This window comes from Chitinophaga sp. (assembly GCF_039596155.1).
In the GTDB taxonomy this organism is placed as follows: Bacteria; Bacteroidota; Bacteroidia; order Chitinophagales; family Chitinophagaceae; genus Chitinophaga.
In genome coordinates this window covers 41,185-64,535 of record NZ_JBCNKF010000016.1, presented here as the reverse complement: position 1 = coordinate 64,535, position 23,351 = coordinate 41,185, and the positions used below count along the sequence as shown (strand labels likewise).

Below are 23,351 nucleotides of genomic sequence, written 5' to 3'. Positions count from 1 at the left end.
CTTTCAACATATGCTTTGTCATAGGTTTTATCGATTATACCAGTATACAATTGGAGAGCACGATACACGAAGAAAACACGATCACCTGGTCGCTGATGCCAAATTATCCCAATACAAGCCCTCTCTACCGCTTTCGGACGTATAAAATATCAAGTCTTTAAATTAATTGTCAAGTTTACACCTATTTTAACCTCATGGGGTATTTATAATACCGGTGTTTTGTATATTTACTTTCACAACAACTTTGCGTTGAACACGACAAACGTGCAAATTATCCGGCGATAACGCGGGCTACTTTGCATACGTCCTGTATGATGGTCAGCGTGTAAATAATTGCCCGGATGGAAACTAAACGAGACGTCAACAAATTCCATGATATGTCAAAACGAATGTTACTATGCCTCTTCATGTCCGTCATTGCAGGCAATGAAGCTTTCTCTCAGAAAAATGATGTGCCTGTAAAAAGCCCGGATAGCCAGCTATCTGTGAATGTCCAGTTGCGGGAAGGAAAGGCATATTATACGGTGCGTTATGCAGGCAGGCCGATACTGGAGTCTTCTCAATTAGGACTGGTGAGCAGCCTGGGTGATTTTTCGCAACAACTACAATGGGCCGGCAACAGGAAGAAATCTGTGCAGGAGCAATACTCGCTGGACAGAGGTAAAGTAAGTAAGGTAAATTACAGGGCCAATGAACTGGTTTGTGCATTTACCAATGCCGCCAAAGATACTTTAGAAGTGTTGTTCAGGGTAAGTAACCGGGATGTTGCTTTCTCTTACCGTATTCCTCAGAATGGAAAAGGGGCTGTAGCCTGCACCATAGAAAAGGAAGTAACAGGTTTTGATTTTCCTGCAGCTACCACCACTTTTATTACCCAGCAGGCTTTACCAATGACAGGCTGGAAGAGAAGCAAACCTTCGTATGAAGAACCGTATTCTATTGAAGAAGCTGTAGGTGTTCCTTCACAGAATAAAGTGGGTTATACTTTTCCTGCATTATTCCATGTAGCGGGTAAGTCATGGGCATTAGTGTCTGAAACGGGTGTAGCCGACAATTACGTGGGTAGCCGTTTAAGTGAAGGCACGACAGATGGGTTATATACGATTCAATTTCCGCAACCCGGTGAAAATAACGGGCAGGGGCCGGTTACTGCAACAGCCACTTTACCGTTCCAGACTTCCTGGAAAACTATTACTGTAGGTAACGATCTCAGACCAATAGTAGAATCTACGGTAGCAACAGATGTGGTAAAGCCGGTTGTGACATCTGAAAAGATCTTTACACCCGGCCGTGCTACCTGGAGCTGGATCATCTGGCAGGACAGCAGTGCCAATTACAATGACCAGGTAGCCTATATTGACCTGGCAGCTAACCTGAAAGCGGAGTATGTACTGATTGATGTACTATGGGATCAACTGATCGGAAAAGAAAGAATGGCCGAATTAGCCCGGTATGCAGCATCTAAAGGTGTTGGACTGATACTTTGGTATAACAGCAACGGGCAATGGAACGATGCGCCTTATACGCCGAAAGATCGCATGAATGAACGAAGCGTACGCAGGGAAGAAATGGCATGGTTACAAAAAATAGGCATCAAGGGTTTAAAAGTAGATTTCTTTGGCGGTGATAAGCAGGTAACAATGCAGCTATACCATGATATATTGGAGGATGCGGCGGCGTTTGGGTTGATGATCAACTTCCATGGCGCGACACTGCCAAGGGGCTGGGAAAGGATGTATCCGAACTGGGTAAGCAGTGAAGCAGTGCTGGCATCGGAGAACCTGGTATTCCAGCAGTCATTTTGCGATAACTATCCGCAGACGGCCACCATCTACCCTTTTACGCGCAATGCAGTGGCACCGATGGATTTTGCACCGGTGTTCCTGAATAAACGACTAAGCCGTACACAACAGCATGGATCATTCAGACGTACAACAGATGCTTTTGAGATGGCGACAGCAGTCTTGTTCTTCTCACCGGTACAACATTGGGGATTAACACCAGACAACCTGCAGGGTGAACCGGAATACCTGCTGGATTTTATCAGGCAGGTACCCACTACCTGGGATGAGACAAAACTCATCGATGGTTATCCTGGTAAGTATTGTGTAATTGCCCGCCGTAAAGGTACAAAGTGGTATGTAGCGGCTGTGAATGGGGAACTGCAGGATAAAACGATTACAATAGCATTACCGATGCTGGCGAATAAAGCCGTGTCAATTATCAGGGATGGCGAAGGGTCTTCTTCAGTATTGGAGCGACAAAAGATCGGTACAACACTGACGATCACGTTGAAAAAAGCGGGTGGTGCGGTAATATTTAATTAATACAGGTGCTGAAAGCAAGTCGTCTCAGAAATACCCAGGTTTGTCATCAACGGGGCACCCGCTGTTAACAGGGCCAGGGTGTAACACCCATCATAGTTATAGCTATCCGGGCATAAAAAGGTCTGCATTGGTAAACAATGCAGACCTTTTTATGCCCGTGCGTTTACAACTGTATCAACAGGAATTATGCATAGCAACTTTTGTGCATTCTATGCCTTCAATGTGTCCAGATAATCTTTTAACTGCTTCAGATAAAGAAGATAAGGGCCCCTGCTATTCTCCAGTTTGCCGAAATTGCGCACACCCCAGTACCCTGACATGACAAACATTGTGACTTGTTTCGCATTGACATTTTTGCGCACTGTTCCATTCTTCTTTCCTTTTTCGATACTAGCTACCATCAATTTTGTCCACTCTGCTGTTATTTCGTTCAAGGCTGTATTAAAATCTGCATTCCACGGAGACATTTCGCTGGCAAAGTTTGCCACCGGGCAACCGTATTCTACTTTGAGAAATTTTTCTTCGATGAGTAGATGATGAATCAGGTTATAAATTGCTTCCAGTGGTGGAGCATCGGTTTTCAACGGGTCCATGAAACTTTTTTGCAGGGAGGGCTTCATCAGCTCATTGATGATAGCGAGCCCCATTTCATCTTTATTTTTGAAATGGTAGTAAAAGGCACCCTTCGTCACCTCGGTGGTGGCAATGATATCGTCGATACTGGTGGTTTTATACCCTTTTACATATATCAGTTCGAAAGCTTTTTCTAAAATATTGATCCGCGTTGCCGCTGCCTTTTTCATCCGGAAGATTTTTAAAATTAACCAGTCAGTCCCTGACATTCAAATCCACTCTCATTCTGGAGCATGGTAATTGGCTGTACAATTTCGGAATTAATTTTTATACCTGGTGCATTATCACAATCTTCCGGATTAAAATTCCACCCGGCGGCGGGCGATACTTAATGCGGATGTAGTTTGAGCAGGCGAAGGAGCGTTTCCAATTGAATAATCGTTCTAAAACCTGCTATCATTTCCAGGATGATTGGGTTGATCAACGTTCATTTTGCAGGTCTTTGATATACTGTTTCACCAGTTGTAATCCTTCTGCGTGAATCATGGTAGTACCTATCTTAGGCATATGGAATTCGCCCATGGTCGTCATTCTGATAATTATTTGCTGCCTGTTAAATTCAATCCCTGTCTGATCGTAAGGTGTGAAATATCCGAGCTTCAATGAAGTGTGCGCAGCCATACCAGTTGACTGATGGCAATGTGCACAATTGATATCGAGGTAAGCCCTGGCTCTTGCGGTGACAGGTAGTGTTGTATCGTTATAGTCCGGCAAAGATGCAATTGAAGAGAGATCTGCCTGTTCAAAAATTCCTTTTTTCATGAGCCAGGAGAGCTGGTTTTGCCGGATGCCGTCCCTGCTGACAGTGATGTTCAGGTTGGCAGCTTTGGGGCCAATGGGACTCAGCGCATTACCTGACCGATGGCAGGAAGCGCAGTCACTTTGCCCTGGAATTCTATATGCTGTCGTCTTGTGCTTTCCTATATTCACATGTACAATAGCCCCTTCGGTCAATAAGGTTGCATCCTGCTGATCTTCCTGCCAGCGGTAAGTGGCTGCGTTCCATTGATGATCTTTCAATAGCAGCAGGCGGGTTTCAATAATCTGCCTGTTGGTATCTTCCGTATAATAGAACGTTTTGGCGATAATAGTACCTTCCGGGAAGATGGGCAGGCTATCACCGCGCAGGATCACCTTTTTGCCGGCAGGAAGTTTCAGCAGACGTTGTTTTTCGGCATAATCTGTAAACAAAGCAGACGCGATTTCAATAATCGTAACGCCTTCTGCCGGCACCAATGCAGTTTTGAACAAGCGATATGCAGAAAGGCGCTGCTCAAAGGCAATATGGTTACTGATCACTGCCGGCGTGTGATTGCAGGCGATAGTGATCAGCAGTACAAGCACCGCATAACATTTACCTTGTTTCATTCTTTTCCTGTGGGGCAAGGATGTATTTGTCTATATAGAAGGTGCCAAATGGAATAATACACGCCAGTAAAACTTTCCAGGATGTTTCAGCAAATTTCCACCGGTAGGTCACTCCCACACTTAGGGTAGTGATCACAAATAAGGTGAATAACAATCCATGCACAGGTCCTATAAGTTTCACCAAGGCAGGCTGCCCACCCATGTATTTTAATGGTACGGCGATGAACAGCAGTATGATCAGGGAGATCCCTTCGAGAAATGAGATGATCCTTAGACGTCCTATAGGCGTCTTAAAAAGTCGTAACATAATATTCATTAAGATTTAAAATGACCGGAAATATGGCCGGTTAGCCAGCGGCGAAAACGGCCATGGTATGGCAATTAATATGATCAATAGCGCTAATGAAAACCATATTAATATCGTTTGAAACTTTAGTTTATCCGTCTCCATTCTTTTTGCTTTTGCGGATCCGATCGTAAGGATCACAATTGCACTCACCATTAGAAGGATATGCAGGTAACGGAAGAAAGTATGCTCACTTATGTATTCAGATGAAGAGACTTCAGGTACATTGTATTTAACAACGGGGCTTATTAAATACAGGTAAAGGCCCAGTAGTAATTGTATATGAGCAATGGTGGCAGTCAGGTGTCTGACGGTGTTGTTCAACGGGCTGAAAACCTTACGGAAGCGAAGTCCGTTCCAGGCCATGACAATAGCATAGACAAGGCTTATGAGCACGAGGTACCGGTTGATGGAATGTAATATCAGGAATGTCTGATGCATTGATAATTTTTATTGACAAAGCAAAAGTAAACAAAAAACATACTAAGTAGTATGTTTTTTAAAAAAGTTTCTTTTGAGGCAATAAAAAAGGCAGCGTTTCCGCTGCCTGGTATGATTAAAACATTCAACTAAACTTATAGACTGATAGGTTCACTTTGGGGCAATGCATATTCCTGTTTTTCCTTTTTGTTGCAAAGCTGGCCCCATCTCAAACAGGTAGCCCCCCACGAAAAACCGGCGCCGAAGGTAGTGATCAGCAAGTGCTGACCAGGCTTGAAATCTTCGGCAAAGTCCCACAATACCAACGGTACTGTTGCGGAGGTGGTATTGCCGTATTTTTCTATGTTGATCTTAACTTTTTCGAAAGGGATATTGAGTCTTTCGCTCACTGCCTGAATAATTCTCTTATTAGCCTGGTGAGGGATGACCCAGTCAATTTCCTCTTTATCGAGGTCATTGAGGTCGAGTACTTCGCTGGAGGCAGAAGACATGGCTTCAACTGCATTTTTAAATACCAGGGCGCCATTTTGCCTGATGTAGTGAGACCTGTTCTCAATAGTTTCGGCGATGGCCGGGAAACGGGATCCGCCGGCTTTGACCATCAATGATTCTGTTCCTCCCCCGTCGGTCTTCATTACACTTTCCATCACGCCATAGTCTTCCGTGGTTGGTTCGAGTAATACGGCACCTGCGCCATCTCCGAAGAGGATGCAGCTGTTCCGGTCTTTATAATCAACGATAGAGCTCATTTTATCTGCCCCTACGACAATGACTTTTTTATACCGGCCGCTTTCGATCAGGCTGGCGCCGGTGGTGAGCCCAAACAGGAAGCCGCTGCAGGCGCCATTCAGGTCAAAACCAAAGGCATTGATAAGACCACTTTTTTTACACACGAGGCTACTGGCAGGTGCAAGTAAATGGTCGGGGGTGGCAGTGGCCAGGATGACCGCTTCGATCTCTTCAGGCTTCACCTTATAATTATCAAGTAAATTCTGAATCGCTGACGCTGCCAGGTCTGAGGTAGCTTCATCTTCTGCATTTGCAATACGCCTTTCTTCTATACCTGTGCGCTGCCTGATCCATTCATCGGAAGTATCTACAATTGTCGATAAAAACTGGTTGGTAAGTACTGTCGAGGGTACGTAGCCTCCAAGTGCGCTGATGGTAGCTCTGATCTCCTTTCTCATTTTTCTTTAATCTATCACAGAAATTTGGGATGCAAAGGTAATTTAAAGTAAAAGCAGTTGAGTTTTTTTTTGCGAAATTTAGCCCAGACGTGACAAACTCATTGATTTTAATAATTTATATATGAAATTTATTATCTAAAGGGATTGTTTCCAGTGGAAAAAATATCGCAATATTGCGATTTAACTGATATTCCCGGCTAATAATTAAACTTTTCCACCCGGTCATCGGCAGTTACTTCATTAATCAGCAACCAATGTTTTTGGGTATCTCCCTGTACCTGCCAGGAGAGCATATAGCAGTCCCCGTCTTTTTCTTTCTTGGTAGGTTTGAACTTCAATCCATATTTGACAAGGGCCAGTTCGAATGTTTCACCTGAATATTCATGGCTCCTGAAAACGATCGTATATTCGACCGATTTATGATGCAGGTCTATCTGGCGCTCGATATATGGTAGCAGGACCAGGATGACCAGGATGAATACGGAGGCACAACCTGCAGCAAAATAATAACCGCCCCCGATACCCATGCCGACAGCCGATACTGTCCATATAGTGGCCGCGGTCGTAATGCCATTCACCCGGTTTTCTCCCCGGAAGATCACCCCGGCTCCTAAAAACCCGATCCCGGTGACGATATTAGCGGCTATACGATCAGGGTTGGCGCCCCCTAACGTGGAAGAGATAAGGGTGAAGAAACAGGAGCCAATGGAGATCATGATCATTGTCCTGAAACCGGCAGATTTACTCCGGTACTCCCTTTCAATACCCACCAATCCACCCCATACTGCTGCCAGCAGAAAGCGTAAAAAAATCTCTTCGTTCATAACCTATCTGATATCTGTTATTCTGCAGGGTATATCAAAATCTTCTGAAAGGTAGTAGATGGAGCAAACACGGTGGTAACCGTCAGCCACGATCAGTCTTTCATTTCGGACCAGTAGTACTGGCGACAGCTTCTTTCCGGATCTTACCTTTTCGATATTTTCTTTCACATGGACATTATCAGCAGGCAATAAGGGCAGCTGACTGGCACGTAAAATATCTTTTGCCTTCTTTAATACGGTCTTTTCTTTTTTCAGTTCGGACACGATCTTCTGTACCCTGTTTTTGGGCAACAGGAGGTCAAGGTAGTCTGCTGCTGCAGGATAATTACTGTCTCGCGGATTCCTGAGCCAGATTTTAGTATCTAATTTTCTGTCTGCCATGGATATTAGCAATTAAAGCAGGAATTTAAGGAGTTTAACAGACTAAATGCAGGAATAGTTTGGGCAAGGGATAAAAAAGGCGCCACAAATGTGACGCCTCTTCCTAAAAACGGGCATTTTCAAACAAACATGGATTTATTTCGCTACTAATTGATGAATCTTTTCAAGGATCACCGCCTCATATGTTTCTAACCGCTCCTGGCTTTTTCTTCCTCCACCGAAATGTTCACTGATCACATAGTTTTTTATGAACTGGCTTTTTCTTGCACCGATGGCATACCGCCAGCTACCGCTTTCACTACTGGTAAAGATGACAACCTCATCAAGGGGGATAATCTTCTTTCCTTTTTCAAAGCGTGTGTTTTTAAAGACAGCTTTAGCCCGTGCATCGAAGGTATAACTGGTATCCGCCTTTATAAATATTTCGTACAGGCTATACACAACACCATAAGCCATGATAACATACAGTGACGCCCATATTTCCTTCGCTATAAGATCGCGGAAAAAGAACAGGATAATTGCAGCCGGAATAATACCGGCAATAACCAGCCGTGCGGTGCGAACTGCAGGTTTGTATGGATATATCACCAGCGAATCACTGGTTTCTTCTATTTGATATCTTTCCCGGATGTCCATATTTCTTCAATCTCGTTGAGTACATTTTGCATAGCACGGATCGTAAAGCCTTGTGCAATGGTCAGGGTCTTCTCCTTGCCATTTTTTGTGAAACAGATATTTAAGGAAGTGTTGGTGATGATAAAAGAATGCCTCACACTTGCCAGTTCAAAACTTACAAAATCGGCAAACGGGATAGTGGTAGCAGCACTGAGCAAACCGCTTTTTAAAAAGAACGCCTGCTGGTCCAGATCGATCACTACACGTTTCAGAAAAATGGCGGCGATAAAAAGGATGGTAAGGATACCGCAGATCCAGGTCAGCCCCGGGAGGTGAGCATACACACCGCCGACGGCGGCTGCCGCCAGTAATATGATGACGACCAGGCTAAATCCATGCTGTCCCTTCATGATATACTGACTTCCGTTTTTGGTAAAGTATTTCAGTTCTTTCATAAATCCATTTTTAAGCCGTCAATAATCAGTTCTGTGCATCTCATGGTAAGATACATGGTTGAATAGTCGTTGGTGATCTGATCGGTCAATCCATCCATGACAGCGGACTTAAACTCCATTTTCCGGGTGGGCAATTTACCGTAAGTATCGGTGGTAACGATCTGACCATCCAGTCCGTTTTTATTTTTTATAAAAGCGCGGATAATTTGAATTGCAGGTTTATCAAAATTAATCGCCAGGTTAAAGTTCCTTACCGGCAGATCTGAAGAATCAACTGCATAGCTCTGCCTGGAGTAGGCCATAGAAGCAGACGTTAGCGTCGACACGATTGTTTCACTTCCCTGCTTTACGATTAATTCAATCTTCATACGTCTATCATCCTGCTGGGCGCTGGCTACTTGTCCGAACAATACAAAAAGAGGTAACAACCAGAGTAATCGCCTATTTTTCATAAAGATATATTTCCTGCAAGGTTAGCATTTGAAGGCTGAATGCTGCGGGTACAATTGGCAATTGGTCAGATTAAATTTGTGTTTGGCAGCATGTGGCTGGCAGCAGAAAATCTAATATTTTCATTAAAAACTAGTTGTATTTTAGTCTCTATGTTATTAGATCGTATTGTGCTGTTTTTTTGTTGTCTGCTTTTATCGACTCCCGGGGTAATGGCACAGCAAAGATCTATCTCCGAAGAAATGGCCAATGAGGGCTATGACCTGCGTTTTGCTGATACGGCCCGTAGTATCAGGTTGGAGCGGGCTGCACTTGAAAAAGCAGTGAATAAGGCCGATGAAGCTATCTGTCATGCATATATTGCATTGACGTATCGGCGTTTACTGAACCTGGATAGTTTTTCTCTACATGCAAATGTGGCATATTCTTTAGCGGAGCAAGGTAAAAGCAACAGGGCAAAAGCATACACATCGTGGACGATGGGTGTACTGAAGACGTATATAGAAGATAACGAGAGTGCAATCACCTATTTACTGAAAGCATATGACTTATTTTCACAGTCAAAAGATTATGATCAGTGTGCAAAAATTGGAGCTGATATTTCTTACCTGTTTTTCCCGGCGTCTCCTGTCAAAGTAAGGAAGTATGCGAACGAGGCGCTTGATTATGCTATGAAGGCAGGTGATGCGGAAAGCCTTTTGCATGCAAGATTAGCGGTGGGCGGCTATATGAGGGATGAGATGCCGGGGAATGATACGCAGCGTTGGAAATCGGTACTGGATTTTCTCATCTCAACAGTAGTACTGGCAGAAAAAGACTCCGCGAAAATTGTAAGCAAGAGTAATATAGGTGTGGCCTATATCAACCTGGCGGATGTAATTTATGCGGGGCCTCCACCAATAGATGAAAGTGAGTTTCTCTCAAATCTGAACAAGGCAAATACTATTGCAAAGCGATATGGGTTGAAAAATATATACCGGAATTCCATCGGGCTGAAAGGACAGTATTTTATGAGGAAGGGGGATTTTCATACCGCAGAAAAGCTCTTTAAGGAAGGCATCGCCTATCAGGCCACCATACCGTACAAAGATAATTACCTGATGTCCAGCTTTTACAACAGCTTGAAGGAACTGGCGATCAGGCAGGGGGATTACAAAGCTTATTTTGGATATGATACTTTCTATACGAAGTATAACCAGCTGCGCACAGAAGAGTCTACACAGAAGATGCTGCAGTATGCAGATGCCCGGTTTGAATCGGAAAAAAAGCTGACACGGATCCGGCAACTGGAAGACGATTACAAATTGCAGCAGAAGAATAAATTTCTTGGGTATGGCATAGCAGGCATCTTATTTATCGGGCTTGTGTTTATGTATCGATCCTATTATTTCCGGCAGCGGTATTATCAGAACAGGGAAGATTTCCTGCGACAGGAACAATTAAATACCGCGTTGAAGATGGAATTGATGGAAAAAGAAACGATGGAGAATTTAGCAAAGCGATTATCACTGGAAAGGCGGTTGCTGGGATCGCAAATGGATCCGCATTTCATATTCAATGCACTGGGCAATATCCAGAGTATGATCCTGCAAAAAGAAACAGGGCCGGCGGTGAGTTATCTTGGAAAATTTGCGAAATTGACAAGGGAGGTCCTGGAACATTCACGTATGGAAAGTATTTCGCTGGAAGATGAGATCATTACATTACGGCACTATATTGAGTTACAGCAGCTACGCCTGAACAATTCGTTTACATACAGGATAGAATGTAACGAAGAGGTAGACCGGAGTACGTTAATACCTCCCCTATTGATACAGCCTTTTGTAGAAAACGCAGTGGAGCATGGATTAAAACCGGTTATGTATAAGGCGGAAGGTGTATTGATCATTCACTTCAAAGAGGACAGCGAGCAGCAATACCTGATCTGCACCGTTACAGATAATGGCATAGGATTAGCAGCATCCAAACAACGCAAAACAGTGAATGATACACATCGTTCGATGTCTACGATCATCACAGGTGAACGCCTGGCACTGATGCAACAAGGGCATCCGGATGCAGGTTTTGAGATATCTGACCGTACGGATGGTAGCGGTTGTATCGTAAAATTAAGAATACCAATAAACTGATATGTACAAAACCATTATTATTGAAGACGAACATCGCATAAGAGAGGCATTGTCCATTATGCTGGAAATGGTAGCGCCCGAAGAGGTGCAGCTCATTGGTTATGCGGAGAATGTGGACAATGCGAAGAAGTTGATCGACAGGCTGAAGCCTGATCTTGTCTTTATGGATATTATGCTGACTGATGGTACGGCTTTCGATGTATTGCAGGGTTTGACACATCGTTCATTCCATTTGATATTTACGACGGCTTATGAGCAGCATGCCGTTCGTGCCTTTAAGTACAGTGCGATCGATTACCTGTTAAAGCCGATAGACCCTGCGGATCTTAAACTGGCAATAGAGCGCATTGGAGAATTGAAGGAACGGGTCATGGCGGAGAATCAGATCAGTGAATTGCAGCAGAACATGGCAAAGACACCGGATAAGATTGTATTGCCTACCCAGGAGGCAATGTACGTGGTGAAACTGGATCAGATCGTTCGGTGTGAGACGTCGGGATCTTACACCCGGTTCTACATTGCAGATGGCAGGGAGATTATTGTATCGAAGCCGATGAAAAGTTATGAGGAGATACTGGTGGCGCCAGACTTTTTCAGAATCCATCATTCGCACCTGATTAACATTAATTGTATAGAAAGTTATTCCAGAGAAGGGATGGTCAGGATGAATGACAAGACGGAGGTACCGATCGCGAGGGCCAAAAAAGATCCTTTCTTCAAACTGATGAAGGAAGGATTGTAAAGGGAAAGTGACCAAATACCAATCAAAATACACAGGTAGTAAAGTGGAGGTTTTAGTTGGAGATTGCCTGCTTATTTTTGAGCAATCAATATACTAATATGAATCAGAAAACACTTTCTATCTTAAGTTATGTAACGATCATTGGTTGGATTATTGCTTATGTAAAAGGTAAGGAACTGCAACCTAAAAATGATCTTGTCACCTATCACCTGGAGCAGGGTTTAGGATTTTTCATTCTGAGTATCCTTGTAAATGTAATTCTTTCAGTAGTAGTGTTTATGGTACCTGCGCTTGGCATACTCAACTATTTGTCTTTAGTGCTGTTGGTATTGTGGGTATTCGGGATTATTAATGCGGTAAATGAGCAGAAGAAACCTATACCATTAGTAGGTGCGATGTTTGAAAATAAGTTTGGTTTTTTAGCGTAAGTATTATTCAGTTTTTAGTCTGATAGCCGTTAGCCCCAATGAAAAGAGTCTGTATCTTTCAATTGATACAGACTCTTTTTTATTGGGGCTTTATAAAATTCCAGGCGGGCAGTTTCACCTATGATTTATCTGTTTTTTTGTGTACTTTGATTGGCATATAAAATTATAGTAATGAGAGTATTTTTAATAGTATTCCACGTTTTGTTCTGTACAACGTCTTTAGCCCAGGTTGCCAAGTTACCCACTCAATGGACAAAAGCTGCGATGGCAGCTACGGTGCCTTTTCCTGAATACCCGAGACCACAGCTGGAGCGGCGGGAATGGATGTGTTTGAACGGGAAGTGGGATTATATAGGTGGCAGGCAGGTGGCGAGTGCATTGAACCCGGTTAAGCCGATTGATTTTAGTGGTAAAGTAGCGCAGATCCTGGTGCCTTATTGTCCGGAGTCGGTACTTTCAGGCATTCAGCGGGACCAGGAGATGAATATGTGGTACCGGAGGACGTTTGAGATTCCGGCGGCATGGAAAGGGAGGCAGGTAATAGTGAATTTTGAAGCGGTGGACCATGATGCGACGGTATTTGTGAATGGAGAGAGAGCGGGCACGCATGCGGGTGGGTATAGTTCATTTCATTTTAACATTACGAAGTTTTTGAAAGCCGGGGTTAATACGATTGTGGTGGCGGCCCATGATCTGAATGACGGGCGGACGCCTGCGGGAAAGAATGGGCCGCGCGGGGATTATACTTTTACGTCGGGGATATGGCAGAGTGTGTGGTTAGAGCCGGTGAGTGAAAGCTATATCAGGGGAGTGAAGTTATTGCCTGATGTGGCGAATGGTAGATTGGAGGTAGTGGTGGATGCCGGGGGAGATATGAGTAAAGGTGCTGGCGTGGGTGTTGGTGCAGGAAAACTAGCTGGTGGAGCAGCGGTGAAGGTAATGGTATTGGATGGCGGAAAAGAAGTGGTGTCAACTGCTGGCGATGCAGGTATGAAATTATATGTGCCGATAAAGGATGCGAAGTTATGGGCACCGGATCATCCGTTTTTATATGACTTAAAGATAACATTGCGTGATGATAAGGGAAAGGTAGTAGATGAAGCAGGTAGTTACTTTGGGATGAGGGATATTAAATTGGGAAACGTGAATGGGGTGGTAAGGCCCTTGTTGAATAATCAGTTTGTAATGCAGGTGGGGCTATTGGACCAGGGGTATTGGCCGGATGGGATTCTAACCGCCCCGACGGAAGAAGCCTTGAAATATGATATAGCATTTACAAAGAAAGCGGGTTTTAATCTGATCAGGAAGCATATGAAAACAGAACCCAAGCGCTTCTATTACTGGGCAGATAAGATGGGACTGCTGGTTTGGCAGGATATGCCGGCTATCTGGTACCAGGATGAGGATACAGCAAGAACAAGGAGTAATTTCAGAAGGGAGTTGACGGAGATGATAAGTGAGCTGTATAATGCCCCATCGATTGTGACATGGGTACCGTTCAATGAAAACTGGGGAGCGTTTGATGTAAAGGAGATAACGGCGTGGGTGAAAGCGTTGGACCCCTCAAGGTTGGTAAATGGGAATTCTGGTTTCAATAATAACCCGGAGTATCAGAAGGCAGCAGGCGATCCTGGGAATGGAGATTTTGTGGATACCCATATATATGTCGGCCCGTACGGCGCTTCGGTACCGGATGATAAGAGAGCCGCGTCACTGGGTGAATTTGGAGGTGTTGGATTGTTTGTGAGGGGACATATGTGGCCGGTAGAAAATAATGCCTATGCCTATGAGGCAACAAAGGAGCAACTAACGGACAGGTATATTCTTTTGATGGACGAGGTAGAGCAGTTGATGCGGTATAAGGGTTTGAGCGTAGCGATTTACACGCAGACGACAGATGTGGAACACGAGGTGAATGGGATGATGACATATGACAGGGCGGTGGAGAAGATGGATACAAAGAAAGTGAAGGAGGTGAACGAGGCCGTGATCCAGGCGGGACATACGTTGAAATAACCGGTTTCCATTGAAATGGCCCCTGTGAAACCGGGATTATTTTGCAGTTGGATTGGTAACTGGTTCTCCCAGCTTGGCGTTTGGTACATTTGATTTTTTGCCCGCTTTATAATAAAATAATTTCAGTGAAATCTTAAAACGGTATTGGGTAAACACCTACATTTATTCAATACCCTAAACGATTACACTAGTTATGACCAATTCAGAGAAAGCATTACAGGCATTTAAAGATAGCAATTTCAAAGAGGCCGCAAACATATGGATAAATGGTTATTGTTTGCCGGAAGACAATGCCACCCTTCGTTATATTTTCAATATTTGTCAGGGTAAAGCAGATGCAGATATATATGCCCTGTTAGGATTTATTTATCTCGATCACAGTGAGGTTTTTACCATTGACAGGCAGGCTGCACTGCTACAGGTAGTCAGCTGGAGCAAACAGGGGCTGGCGCTAGACCCACAGCATTATCTATGTTCGCGTCATGCGGGTTCTGCATTGTACTGGCTGGAAGATTATGAAGGGGCCAGGAAATATTATGAACAGGCAATAGCCATCTCCCCTGCTCCGACATTGCAGGTCCGCTTGTTTAAAATCTCTGGCAGCGATGATTATAACAAGTTGCAGATTGATATGAATGGCATTATTGCGATGGAATATTATAATGCCGGGGTGGAGATAAATCGCATTACCTGCATGATTGAGAATGCATATCTGAATGAGTTGAAGTTCCAGTTATATGAAAGAGCATATACATTATATGAAGATTGCCTGGTGAAGGGGACCGGCCATCCGTTGAATCATGATGAGCATACATTTGCCATGTGTTGTAATAACCTGGCTATAGAACTAACGGCAAGGGATGAATATGCACGTGCTATCAGCTGTTTGAATACGGGCATGCAATTCAGTTATTTCCAGGCATTGCTTGAAAACAGGTTTTATGCATATGAAGCAAATGGTCAGGTAGAAGAAGCGTTTGGAGATGCGATGAAGCTGTTTGACGACTTTGAAGATGGGATCTATAGTTTGTTGTATTTCCGGCTGGTACAGACGATCTGTAAATATTATAAGCAGACTGGCAATGATGAGGAACTGATTGAATGGGCCAATGCTGCATTAGAAGGCTTTATGGAGCTGCCGGCAGACGAACAGGGTGATCCTTTTATTTTGCGGTATTACAGCAATATTATGATGTATAAGGCCAATGCTGAGGTGGCAGCGGGTACTTATGACGGGGAGCAATATGAGGAAGCCCAGGATCAGACACTGATGAATAATCCAACAGACCCTACATTGATTATCAACAGGGCCATGCTTTTTAATAATGAGGGCAATCCGGAGAAGGCATTGGCCTGTTATGATCAGGCAATACATTATGCTACACAACAAGATAATCCTCATTCATTACGCGTCGCTCATTATAATAAAGGGCACCTGTTATTGACGAAATTCAACGATGCCGCTGCTGCACTGGGACATTTTGTGCAGATAGATGAGATCGGGCTGGCAGATTTCTGGTCATTGTATTGGTGTGCGCATTGTTGTTATGAATTGCAGGAGAATGAGGCATGCCTGATATTTACAGACCGCGCTATTGGATTGTTGGAGGCTACTGAGGGAGTACATGAGGAGGTAGTGTCTCTTTTGTATGGCTATAAGGGTACTTCACTATTTGACCTGGAAGATTATGCGGGCGCGCTGGAGAGTTATAGGAAAAGCCTGGAATACGCCGAAAATCAGATGGTAAGGGAGAATATGAATAGGATATTGGCGATGTGATGACATTTCAGGGGGATGTATCAATAATCAGGCAATGTTCTGCGCATTTGATAAAACGATACATTCCCGGCAGATAGGCTGAATAAAAAGGAGCCTGTGTCTCTTATATCTGAAATGCCCCCAAAGGTGTACAAAACCCTTTGGGGGCATTTTTATGGAAACACCCACTTAGATTAATTGTTCATGCAATATACGTTCCTGTTATAATTACAGGCTCCAGTCTACTGGTTCGATGCCTGCTTTGACCAGTAGTTCGTTGGTTTTGGAAAAGTGGCGACAGCCGAAGAAGCCTTTATCTGCACTGAAAGGCGATGGGTGGGCTGCTTTCAGGATGTGATGTTTGGTGGCATCGATCAGGACTTGCTTGTCCTGTGCAAAACGTCCCCAAAGAATAAAGACAACGTCTTTTTTAAGATCAGACACTTTTCTGATAACAGCATCGGTGAAATTTTCCCAGCCGGCTTTGGAGTGGGAAGCGGGTTCATTGGCACGAACGGTGAGGAATGCGTTGAGGAGGAGAACACCATGTTCAGCCCACTTGGTGAGGTTCCCTCCCTTCGGGATTGGAAGTCCCAGGTCGGCATGTAGCTCTTTAAAGATGTTCACGAGGGATGGAGGCGGTTTTACGCCGTCCTGTACCGAAAAGCATAAACCATGTGCTTGTCCGGGGCCGTGATAAGGGTCTTGTCCTAATAAAACTACTTTCACTTTATCGAACGGCGTTTTTTCGAACGCATTGAAAATCAAGTTACCGGGAGGGTAAATAGTGCGGTTAAGTGCCTTTTCCTGTTTGAGGTGGAGGGCGATTTGCTCAAAGTAAGATTTTTGGAATTCATCCTTTAAAATGTCTTTCCAACTTGCTTCAATTTTAACGTCCATAATTTTTTTTAAATTTTGAATGGCAAAAATTTGTTTTATCAAGGGAATTTTCACTAGATTTGCACTCCCAAATGAAACGGTAAATATACGGGAAATTTGGAAAACGGATCGGTAGCTCAGCTGGATAGAGCAGCTGCCTTCTAAGCAGCAGGTCATTGGTTCGAATCCAATCCGGTTCACGAAAGAAAAAGTTAAAAGCCGCCATAGTGGCGGCTTTTCCTTTTTGGTAGCTATTCTATATACCTTCAATAACACGAGTTAACCTTGTCCAACCCCTTCCATCCCACTCATTACATTTACAATACATTTACAACGCACATTTACAATTTTACAATTATGGCCATAGCCTGGGTTATGCTCAAAACGCATCTAAAGAAAAAAAATGGCACCTACCCGATATGTATCAGACTGGCTGAAAAAACAAAAGCTGGTCAGGTACCGGCTTACTATCCACTAATCTTTACAGCATTGTTCAATCTATCTGCTACGTTATCCCAATTAATAATATTAAAAAGGGTATCCACGAAATCCTGGCGCTTATTTTTGTATTTCAGGTAATAAGCATGCTCCCATACATCAATTACCAGTAGCGGTATCGCTCCCCATTGTAGCAGCTTTTCATGGTTTTCACATTGAATTACTGTTAGCCCGCCTGTATATGGCTGGTAAGCCAACACACCCCATCCATTGCCGTCTATATTTTTGGCGGTGGCAGCGATATAACTTTTTAAGCGGTCATAACTGCCAAAACTTGTTTCGACTTTTTTCAATAACTGCCCGCCCGGTTCGGTCTTCTTGTTCGTAAGGTTTGTCCAGAAGATTGTATGCAACAAATGACTGCTGAAATGATAGGACAGCTTTTTTGTCCAGAAATCTACTGTTTCCAGACTATTGTCAGCAATTGCTTTATTAATCATCTGTATGTCCTTATTAGCTCCCTTAACAGCACCTCCGTGGTGAAAATCATGATGCAGGTGCAGGGTTTCTGCGTCCATATGGGGCTCCAGAAAGTTTTCATTATATGGAAGCGTGTTTAGAATAAACTGGCCATTCGCATCGACCAGCTTATCTGGCACCACGTCTGCCATCGTCGCTGAAGCAAATGCATTTCCTGGCTGTAGCAAACTGGCTCCGCCTGCTATTACAGCACCTGTTAGGAATTGTTTTCTGTTCATCGTAAAAGTTTGTGTTGATTATATAACTGATTTCAATAATAACCCGATTACAGCAGCCACAAGTATCAGTAACGGTTCCGGTATTCTTTTATAACGCCACAGTACCAATAAAGTTAAAATAGCTATACATACCGTCGGAATATCAGTAAGAGATCGTTTGCCAAGTACGATTACAGCGCCGGATATAGCCCCGACAGCGGCGGCAGTAACTCCATCTACAAACGCTTTGATACCGGGATTTTTACCGTATTTCCTGAAATAAGGTGCGGGTAGGACTGTGAAAATGTAGCAGGGGAAAAAGGTCGCAAATGCAGCGACGGCAGCCCCCGGAAAACCAGCTACCAGAAAGCCGATAAAGCCTACCGTAATTACTACAGGGCCGGGGGTTATCATAGCAACCGCTACGGCATCCATAAATTGCTGTTCATTTAACCAGCCGTATTCTTTCACCGCACCACTATATAAAAATGGCACAATAGCAAGGCCGCTCCCAAATACAAAAGCACCCGCTTTGGTAAAATACAGGAATAATTGCCCGAGTGTTTTACTGGAAACAGGAATAGAAATATTCATTAGAACAGGAAAAATGATGGCATTGGACGTAGGAGTATTACCCCGGAAAAAACGCCAGGATTTTGGCGGCGATTTCAAAAACCAGTAAAATATGCCTGCACCCAAAAACAGTAGCACGTTTTCCTGCTCACGCCATACTGTATAGGATACAAGAAGAAGATATATACCCCATAATAGTTTATCAGTACCGATGCTTTTACGGGTGAGCTTATAGGAACTCATTCCAATAATCCCTATTACCGCAGCCCCAACACCATAGAATACTGCCTGCATTTGAGGAATGCCCTGCCATTGGGTATATACAAAACCAAGTATCACCACCATGACAAAAGACGGCAACACAAATGCCAGGCCTGCCAGTGTTGCACCCAGCAACCGGTAATGCACATACCCCATATAAATACCTAATTGCGCTGCTAAGGGGCCGGGAGCCAGTTGTGCCAGTGCCAGCCCTTCCCGGTAATCTTCTTCGCTAATCCAGTTTTTCTTTTCTACAAGATCACGGTGCATATAGCCTGCCAGCGCAACTGGGCCACCAAAGCCACATGCACCCAGTTTCAGGAAGTATACGGCCAGTTCCCTGAGGCTATATGTTGCTTTATTGTTACTTTCCATTGCTTGCATATTTAAAAAGATATACCAAACTGAAACCCTACACCAACAATGGCTGGCTGATTATTACCAAAACGGGCAGGGACAGGAAGCGCAATAAAATAGCTGTAGTCTTTCTTCTTTATGATGACCTTGTTTAGTACAGGAGTAACACCATACCTGCCGGATGTTTCAAAAGCTAACCGGTTGGCAAGCACAAAACCATGTCCGAGCGACACCAGTAAGCCGGGATGAAATAAGAGGTTATTCATTTTACTGGTACCATCAGCTGCACGTATAAAAGGGACGACCTCAAAGGAAAAACCGATTTTCGGACTTTTCCAGATATTGATACCGGTGGGCATGCCGCCAACGTACGCCCCGTCAAAATTGGTATGCGTACCCTCCTTGCTAAAAGAAACTATGGGATGAATTACCCCTATATAACCAGTTATTTTAGGATATACGGCAGCAGGCGCTTGTGCTTTGGCGCTACCGGTAAAGACAATCGCAGATAAAACGGTAAAGAGATAATGGTAATTTCCCATTCTCATATAACATAGCATTAGTAAAAGCTTATAATATGCAATGCTATTAAGATGTAACTACCTGAAATAGAACAGAATTAACTTTTGGTATCCTTTTTACCTTTTTGCAACTTTTTTTTGTATCCGGACGGTGTTTCGCCTGTTTGCTGCTTAAAAATGCGTGTAAAATGGCTCTGGTCAGAAAATCCAGTGAGATAAGCTATTTCAGTAAGAGAGTAAGTGGAATCGGTAAGCAGTTCAATAGCCCGTTCTATTCTAATTTTACGGATATACTCCCCATAAGAAAGGTTATCGAAGTATTTTGAAAACTCCCTTGACAAATAAGAAGGGTTTATATCAAGATCTTTGGATACCTCTTTCAGACTAAGGCTAACATTGGTGTCTATCTGGTCCTGAATCAGGTTTTTCAGCTCCTTTGCCCAACCAGGTACTTTATGGCCGCTTTTGTTGATGTATTTATTAAACACTTCCAATAACATCTGTTCCACAGGCCCGCCCTGTGCATGTTTTAGGTGAAACAAGTGTTTTGCCCAGCTATATAAGCCATCATAGATGGTCATACCCAAGGCCAGCAGTTCCTGATCGTCTTTAATATTATAGGCCAACCCTGAAAATATAGCTTCCAGACCCGCGGATTGTGGCGAAAAATCGTGTCTGTCTGTATCAGCCCCACGAACAATAGCAGCAATACGGTCTAATGCAGGGTCATTTAGCTGGTGTTTTTTCAGAAAGTAGTCAAAGGTACATTGATCGTTATAATGGGTGTATTCAATATCTGGCAAATCAAATGGCGTAGCGTTTAACAGTTCAGCTTGTATTAATACCTCTGAATAGGGTACATAAATGATCTCAGCTTCCGCATCAATAAAGCGTTTGATTAGCCATGGGCAGGCTATCCGGTCTATTTTAGGACGTTCGCGTGTAATCCATTTCATTTAATATCATGTTTACGACACATTCCGTTATCGTACAGAGAGAAATAGAATAATACCCTGCAATTAATTTACTACGTCAATGTGTTGCTACAAGATATGCACAATCAGAGACAGTTTTATTTCTTTTTGACTGCAGAAAAGCAGAAAACAACCGTTCAAAACAACATTTTAATTAATGAACCTGGTGAAGGTAACTTATTAGCCGCTTTAGAAGAAACCCTTGTTTTGCTCCCTATGCTACTATCTCAATCAGCAAAAATCAATAGGGCGACCTTAAAAATGCTATATAAATCAAAAAAAGAGGGTATCTCATTTTACTATGAGACACCCTCCTTTAGCACACCAACCGACAATATGTCCTGGTAGTTCATCTAACTATATTTCTTTGTTAATTTATATGAACAGATCTATATATAACCAGTAAACAATAAATAACCGCTTTTTATTTGCTTATAGCAGTCAACTGGCTGATCTCTCCAATCACAGGAAATAAAGCCAACAGGAAAGATTCTGCCGTCAAAGTCCCATTTACTGTGAGCGGCAATGGAATGTATGGCCAGATAATCTTTAATTCGTTCAAACCCTTCTGCAAACGCTCTTTTTCAACAACAAACCTTACTGGCTCCCAATCCCGGGATGGTGTTAAACCAGCAACAGGCGTTTCCTGATCATTGAGCATCACCTTCACTTCAGAAGATCCTTTTGTGGCAACGGACCTGTAAACAAAATCAAAAGTAAGATCCTGTTCTGCATTGCTTACAAAGTAAAAGCTACTTTCCTTTTGACGAGCCTCAAAGAAGAATGGTTTATTCTTTACAAAGAAATTATGATAGGAACGTTGGCAATAGTAAGAAGCTAAAAGGTCAACTGGCCGATCCTGGATCGCATGCTCTTTCAAACGAAGCACATTTACCTCCTGGTCAATATCTATCCCGCCTGCCCTCAATGTATTGGAAATAGCATCAATTAACGGAATATCCATCAATTTCGTATTCCTGGGGTGACGCAATGTATATCCCCCCATGTATTGCTTCAAATCCTCTTCTACGATCAGTTCTTCAAATGATCTACACAGTAGTGTACTGGCCATTCTGGTTGCAAAGTCAATATATTTTCTCATTATATTGCTGATCTCAGGGGAAAATATATAAGCCCGTTTACAGTGGTATTCAATAATTTCCCTGGACTGCCCATAATGTGCATTATAAATAGCGGCCCCGAAATGTGCATGGGCGATGATCTCATCATCGGGTGCTAATGTCGATACAACGAGTGTTTCCACATCGCATTTTTCACCTGTAAGTATTTCCACTATTGAGGCAGAAGTATACCTTGCAATTAATTTGACCCCATCGATAGTCAGGTGACAATTGTCCAGAAATAATTGCCGCCCGGGTAGCAGACTTCCATATCCGGTCTTAAATATATCTTCCATATCCAGGGTGCGGATCCCATGTTCTACCGCTGCATCAAGGATCGTATCCCTGATTACCTTCAATCTTCGGGGCATGCTCTTGCTGCTACGGTTAAACAGAATAGCATCTCTGGCAATTTCGAGACATCTCCTTGCCTCTTCCAGATTACCTGTGCCGATATAATAATCCGCGAGTAGCTCCAGCCCATATGGATTGGATGGATCTGCGTGAATCATCTTTTGAGCCGCGGCCCCCAGCCCTTCCAGATCTTCCTCCAGAAGGGTCTTCTCTGCCTCTTCTCTGGCACTCAACCATTCCAGGCCCTGATTGCCCGGCAAAGCAGGTAATATGCGCTCAAGCTCATTACTCTTCCAATCTAATAAATTAAATTCTGGAATAATAAAAAGTACTGGTACCTGCCGATCTGTAAATGCCTGCTTTATTTCGCCCAGTGCAGACAACACTATCTTTTTCATTTCCTCTTCCATAAAAGACTTCATACCCTGAAGACCTTTCTCTTTGCAAATATTCAGCAATTGGTGATAATCATATTCCTGCTCATGCAACTGAAATACCCAGTTATTACCTGCAAAGATGATAACGGCATCTGGTTCCAGTGCAACTGATGAATGCATCAGCGGTATGAGATCCCGCAATAACATACTGGTCCGTGCCAGATCAACTATTTCAATTTCTCCTAACTGTACGTTAGCAGACAGCATATGCTCCATTTCCATAGAAAGATTATATCCGGGATCATAAAACACTGTCCTTGCTGCGGATTCTCCAAATAATAGTACCCGCTGTTTATTACTTTTGGGAGGTATCTCATGTACATTAGCCCAAAGCCCCCATTCCAGTTGTTTTTTTACATCCCTGCTATAAAGGGTCTTACCATCCTGCTCCACCTGTTTCCATATCCCTATATTCATCCCGGGAGAAAGTTCAATATCGTGTTCTGTCGGTGCGGCAATAGCTGGAGCTGCAACTTCATCCACTGCCAGTTGTTCCAACACATTTGCAATAGCAATATTGTCTTTGTTTTTGTTACTTAAAAGTCCTGCCAGCGCATTGGCCAGGGGCTTTAACTTTTCTGAAGGTCTGTATGACATA

23 protein-coding genes and 1 tRNA gene are annotated in these 23,351 nt (G+C 43.4%); 8 read left to right on the top strand and 16 right to left on the bottom strand.

Translation table 11 applies throughout. The features are described 5' to 3' along the window. The first annotated feature begins 377 nt into the window (after positions 1 to 377). Entirely contained in the window at positions 378 to 2,327 is a 1,950-nt protein-coding gene (locus ABDW33_RS16465; protein ID WP_343691171.1) for a glycoside hydrolase family 97 catalytic domain-containing protein, read from the top strand. A 209-nt stretch (positions 2,328 to 2,536) separates the two neighbouring features. Here ABDW33_RS16465 and ABDW33_RS16460 read toward each other — a convergent pair whose 3' ends face one another. The 10 genes from ABDW33_RS16460 to ABDW33_RS16415 form a co-directional block, all read right to left on the bottom strand. Further along, positions 2,537 to 3,130 carry a TetR family transcriptional regulator gene (locus tag ABDW33_RS16460; RefSeq protein ID WP_343691170.1) on the bottom strand — a complete coding sequence of 198 codons (594 nt, stop codon included), beginning with the start codon at positions 3,128 to 3,130 and terminating at the stop codon, positions 2,537 to 2,539. A gap of 250 nt (positions 3,131 to 3,380) precedes the next feature. Continuing rightward, positions 3,381 to 4,328 (bottom strand): hypothetical protein, encoded by a 948-nt coding sequence (locus tag ABDW33_RS16455; RefSeq protein WP_343691169.1) that lies wholly within the window; start codon positions 4,326 to 4,328, stop codon positions 3,381 to 3,383. Next, entirely contained in the window at positions 4,315 to 4,635 is a 321-nt protein-coding gene (locus ABDW33_RS16450; RefSeq protein WP_343691168.1) for a DUF3817 domain-containing protein, read from the bottom strand. The genes ABDW33_RS16455 and ABDW33_RS16450 overlap by 14 nt, the downstream gene beginning before the upstream one ends. A gap of 15 nt (positions 4,636 to 4,650) precedes the next feature. After that, complete coding sequence (locus ABDW33_RS16445) at positions 4,651 to 5,115, bottom strand: hypothetical protein (RefSeq protein ID WP_343691167.1); 465 nt, start codon at positions 5,113 to 5,115, stop codon at positions 4,651 to 4,653. Between the two features lie 134 nt (positions 5,116 to 5,249). Further along, positions 5,250 to 6,302: a beta-ketoacyl-ACP synthase III gene (locus ABDW33_RS16440; protein ID WP_343691166.1), complete on the bottom strand. Its 1,053-nt coding sequence runs from the start codon at positions 6,300 to 6,302 to the stop codon at positions 5,250 to 5,252. Between the two features lie 197 nt (positions 6,303 to 6,499). Continuing rightward, positions 6,500 to 7,126: an MgtC/SapB family protein gene (locus tag ABDW33_RS16435; RefSeq protein WP_343691165.1), complete on the bottom strand. Its 627-nt coding sequence runs from the start codon at positions 7,124 to 7,126 to the stop codon at positions 6,500 to 6,502. Positions 7,127 to 7,129: 3 nt separating this feature from the next. After that, positions 7,130 to 7,507, bottom strand: coding sequence for a hypothetical protein (locus ABDW33_RS16430; RefSeq protein ID WP_343691164.1), 378 nt, complete (start codon positions 7,505 to 7,507; stop codon positions 7,130 to 7,132). Between the two features lie 135 nt (positions 7,508 to 7,642). Further along, positions 7,643 to 8,143 carry a hypothetical protein gene (locus ABDW33_RS16425; protein WP_343691163.1) on the bottom strand — a complete coding sequence of 167 codons (501 nt, stop codon included), beginning with the start codon at positions 8,141 to 8,143 and terminating at the stop codon, positions 7,643 to 7,645. Then, entirely contained in the window at positions 8,116 to 8,577 is a 462-nt protein-coding gene (locus tag ABDW33_RS16420; RefSeq protein WP_343691162.1) for a hypothetical protein, read from the bottom strand. Before ABDW33_RS16420 ends, ABDW33_RS16425 begins: the two co-directional genes overlap by 28 nt. Then, positions 8,574 to 9,029 carry a hypothetical protein gene (locus ABDW33_RS16415; protein WP_343691161.1) on the bottom strand — a complete coding sequence of 152 codons (456 nt, stop codon included), beginning with the start codon at positions 9,027 to 9,029 and terminating at the stop codon, positions 8,574 to 8,576. Before ABDW33_RS16415 ends, ABDW33_RS16420 begins: the two co-directional genes overlap by 4 nt. 210 nt (positions 9,030 to 9,239) lie before the next feature. Here ABDW33_RS16415 and ABDW33_RS16410 point away from each other — a divergent pair, with 210 nt between their 5' ends. From ABDW33_RS16410 to ABDW33_RS16390, 5 genes are all read left to right on the top strand, one after another. Next, positions 9,240 to 11,156: a histidine kinase gene (locus ABDW33_RS16410; RefSeq protein WP_343691160.1), complete on the top strand. Its 1,917-nt coding sequence runs from the start codon at positions 9,240 to 9,242 to the stop codon at positions 11,154 to 11,156. 1 nt (position 11,157) lies between these two features. Beyond that, positions 11,158 to 11,898, top strand: a complete 741-nt coding sequence (locus ABDW33_RS16405; RefSeq protein WP_343691159.1) for a LytTR family DNA-binding domain-containing protein — start codon at positions 11,158 to 11,160, stop codon at positions 11,896 to 11,898. Positions 11,899 to 11,996: 98 nt separating this feature from the next. Then, positions 11,997 to 12,326 carry a hypothetical protein gene (locus ABDW33_RS16400; RefSeq protein WP_343691158.1) on the top strand — a complete coding sequence of 110 codons (330 nt, stop codon included), beginning with the start codon at positions 11,997 to 11,999 and terminating at the stop codon, positions 12,324 to 12,326. A 171-nt stretch (positions 12,327 to 12,497) separates the two neighbouring features. Then, positions 12,498 to 14,342 carry a sugar-binding domain-containing protein gene (locus ABDW33_RS16395; protein ID WP_343691157.1) on the top strand — a complete coding sequence of 615 codons (1,845 nt, stop codon included), beginning with the start codon at positions 12,498 to 12,500 and terminating at the stop codon, positions 14,340 to 14,342. Positions 14,343 to 14,535: 193 nt separating this feature from the next. Continuing rightward, positions 14,536 to 16,122 (top strand): tetratricopeptide repeat protein, encoded by a 1,587-nt coding sequence (locus ABDW33_RS16390; protein WP_343691156.1) that lies wholly within the window; start codon positions 14,536 to 14,538, stop codon positions 16,120 to 16,122. A gap of 207 nt (positions 16,123 to 16,329) precedes the next feature. Here the strand turns inward: ABDW33_RS16390 and ung are convergent, their stop codons facing one another. Beyond that, positions 16,330 to 17,001 (bottom strand): uracil-DNA glycosylase, encoded by a 672-nt coding sequence (gene ung, locus ABDW33_RS16385; RefSeq protein WP_343691267.1) that lies wholly within the window; start codon positions 16,999 to 17,001, stop codon positions 16,330 to 16,332. Positions 17,002 to 17,106: 105 nt separating this feature from the next. Between ung and ABDW33_RS16380 the strand changes: the two genes are divergently transcribed. Further along, positions 17,107 to 17,180 (top strand) — tRNA-Arg (locus tag ABDW33_RS16380). A 267-nt stretch (positions 17,181 to 17,447) separates the two neighbouring features. Here ABDW33_RS16380 and ABDW33_RS16375 read toward each other — a convergent pair. The 4 genes from ABDW33_RS16375 to ABDW33_RS16360 form a co-directional block, all read right to left on the bottom strand. Continuing rightward, a complete protein-coding gene (locus ABDW33_RS16375; protein WP_343691155.1) occupies positions 17,448 to 18,176 on the bottom strand; it encodes a superoxide dismutase in 729 nt (242 codons plus the stop codon). Between the two features lie 18 nt (positions 18,177 to 18,194). Then, positions 18,195 to 19,364 carry a chromate transporter gene (locus ABDW33_RS16370; protein ID WP_343691154.1) on the bottom strand — a complete coding sequence of 390 codons (1,170 nt, stop codon included), beginning with the start codon at positions 19,362 to 19,364 and terminating at the stop codon, positions 18,195 to 18,197. Between the two features lie 11 nt (positions 19,365 to 19,375). After that, positions 19,376 to 19,894 carry a hypothetical protein gene (locus ABDW33_RS16365; RefSeq protein WP_343691153.1) on the bottom strand — a complete coding sequence of 173 codons (519 nt, stop codon included), beginning with the start codon at positions 19,892 to 19,894 and terminating at the stop codon, positions 19,376 to 19,378. Between the two features lie 71 nt (positions 19,895 to 19,965). Continuing rightward, the gene (locus tag ABDW33_RS16360; RefSeq protein WP_343691152.1) at positions 19,966 to 20,823 is read right to left on the bottom strand and encodes a chromate resistance protein ChrB domain-containing protein; all 858 of its coding nucleotides are present in this window, start codon (positions 20,821 to 20,823) and stop codon (positions 19,966 to 19,968) included. A 96-nt stretch (positions 20,824 to 20,919) separates the two neighbouring features. Here ABDW33_RS16360 and ABDW33_RS16355 point away from each other — a divergent pair, with 96 nt between their 5' ends. After that, positions 20,920 to 21,189: a hypothetical protein gene (locus ABDW33_RS16355; RefSeq protein WP_343691151.1), complete on the top strand. Its 270-nt coding sequence runs from the start codon at positions 20,920 to 20,922 to the stop codon at positions 21,187 to 21,189. A 76-nt stretch (positions 21,190 to 21,265) separates the two neighbouring features. Here ABDW33_RS16355 and ABDW33_RS16350 read toward each other — a convergent pair whose 3' ends face one another. Beyond that, positions 21,266 to 23,350 carry a hypothetical protein gene (locus ABDW33_RS16350; RefSeq protein WP_343691150.1) on the bottom strand — a complete coding sequence of 695 codons (2,085 nt, stop codon included), beginning with the start codon at positions 23,348 to 23,350 and terminating at the stop codon, positions 21,266 to 21,268. Position 23,351: the final 1 nt, after the last annotated feature.

Bases quoted from the DNA above. Each gene is read 5' to 3' on its own strand.
- ABDW33_RS16465 (WP_343691171.1), top strand. From the start codon at position 378: ATGTCAAAACGAATGTTACTATGCCTCTTCATGTCCGTCATTGCAGGC.
- ABDW33_RS16460 (WP_343691170.1), bottom strand. From the start codon at position 3,130: ATGAAAAAGGCAGCGGCAACGCGGATCAATATTTTAGAAAAAGCTTTC.
- ABDW33_RS16455 (WP_343691169.1), bottom strand. From the start codon at position 4,328: ATGAAACAAGGTAAATGTTATGCGGTGCTTGTACTGCTGATCACTATC.
- ABDW33_RS16450 (WP_343691168.1), bottom strand. From the start codon at position 4,635: ATGTTACGACTTTTTAAGACGCCTATAGGACGTCTAAGGATCATCTCA.
- ABDW33_RS16445 (WP_343691167.1), bottom strand. From the start codon at position 5,115: ATGCATCAGACATTCCTGATATTACATTCCATCAACCGGTACCTCGTG.
- ABDW33_RS16440 (WP_343691166.1), bottom strand. From the start codon at position 6,302: ATGAGAAAGGAGATCAGAGCTACCATCAGCGCACTTGGAGGCTACGTA.
- ABDW33_RS16435 (WP_343691165.1), bottom strand. From the start codon at position 7,126: ATGAACGAAGAGATTTTTTTACGCTTTCTGCTGGCAGCAGTATGGGGT.
- ABDW33_RS16430 (WP_343691164.1), bottom strand. From the start codon at position 7,507: ATGGCAGACAGAAAATTAGATACTAAAATCTGGCTCAGGAATCCGCGA.
- ABDW33_RS16425 (WP_343691163.1), bottom strand. From the start codon at position 8,143: ATGGACATCCGGGAAAGATATCAAATAGAAGAAACCAGTGATTCGCTG.
- ABDW33_RS16420 (WP_343691162.1), bottom strand. From the start codon at position 8,577: ATGAAAGAACTGAAATACTTTACCAAAAACGGAAGTCAGTATATCATG.
- ABDW33_RS16415 (WP_343691161.1), bottom strand. From the start codon at position 9,029: ATGAAAAATAGGCGATTACTCTGGTTGTTACCTCTTTTTGTATTGTTC.
- ABDW33_RS16410 (WP_343691160.1), top strand. From the start codon at position 9,240: ATGGCACAGCAAAGATCTATCTCCGAAGAAATGGCCAATGAGGGCTAT.
- ABDW33_RS16405 (WP_343691159.1), top strand. From the start codon at position 11,158: ATGTACAAAACCATTATTATTGAAGACGAACATCGCATAAGAGAGGCA.
- ABDW33_RS16400 (WP_343691158.1), top strand. From the start codon at position 11,997: ATGAATCAGAAAACACTTTCTATCTTAAGTTATGTAACGATCATTGGT.
- ABDW33_RS16395 (WP_343691157.1), top strand. From the start codon at position 12,498: ATGAGAGTATTTTTAATAGTATTCCACGTTTTGTTCTGTACAACGTCT.
- ABDW33_RS16390 (WP_343691156.1), top strand. From the start codon at position 14,536: ATGACCAATTCAGAGAAAGCATTACAGGCATTTAAAGATAGCAATTTC.
- ung (WP_343691267.1), bottom strand. From the start codon at position 17,001: ATGGACGTTAAAATTGAAGCAAGTTGGAAAGACATTTTAAAGGATGAA.
- ABDW33_RS16375 (WP_343691155.1), bottom strand. From the start codon at position 18,176: ATGAACAGAAAACAATTCCTAACAGGTGCTGTAATAGCAGGCGGAGCC.
- ABDW33_RS16370 (WP_343691154.1), bottom strand. From the start codon at position 19,364: ATGGAAAGTAACAATAAAGCAACATATAGCCTCAGGGAACTGGCCGTA.
- ABDW33_RS16365 (WP_343691153.1), bottom strand. From the start codon at position 19,894: ATGAGAATGGGAAATTACCATTATCTCTTTACCGTTTTATCTGCGATT.
- ABDW33_RS16360 (WP_343691152.1), bottom strand. From the start codon at position 20,823: ATGAAATGGATTACACGCGAACGTCCTAAAATAGACCGGATAGCCTGC.
- ABDW33_RS16355 (WP_343691151.1), top strand. From the start codon at position 20,920: ATGCACAATCAGAGACAGTTTTATTTCTTTTTGACTGCAGAAAAGCAG.
- ABDW33_RS16350 (WP_343691150.1), bottom strand. From the start codon at position 23,350: ATGTCATACAGACCTTCAGAAAAGTTAAAGCCCCTGGCCAATGCGCTG.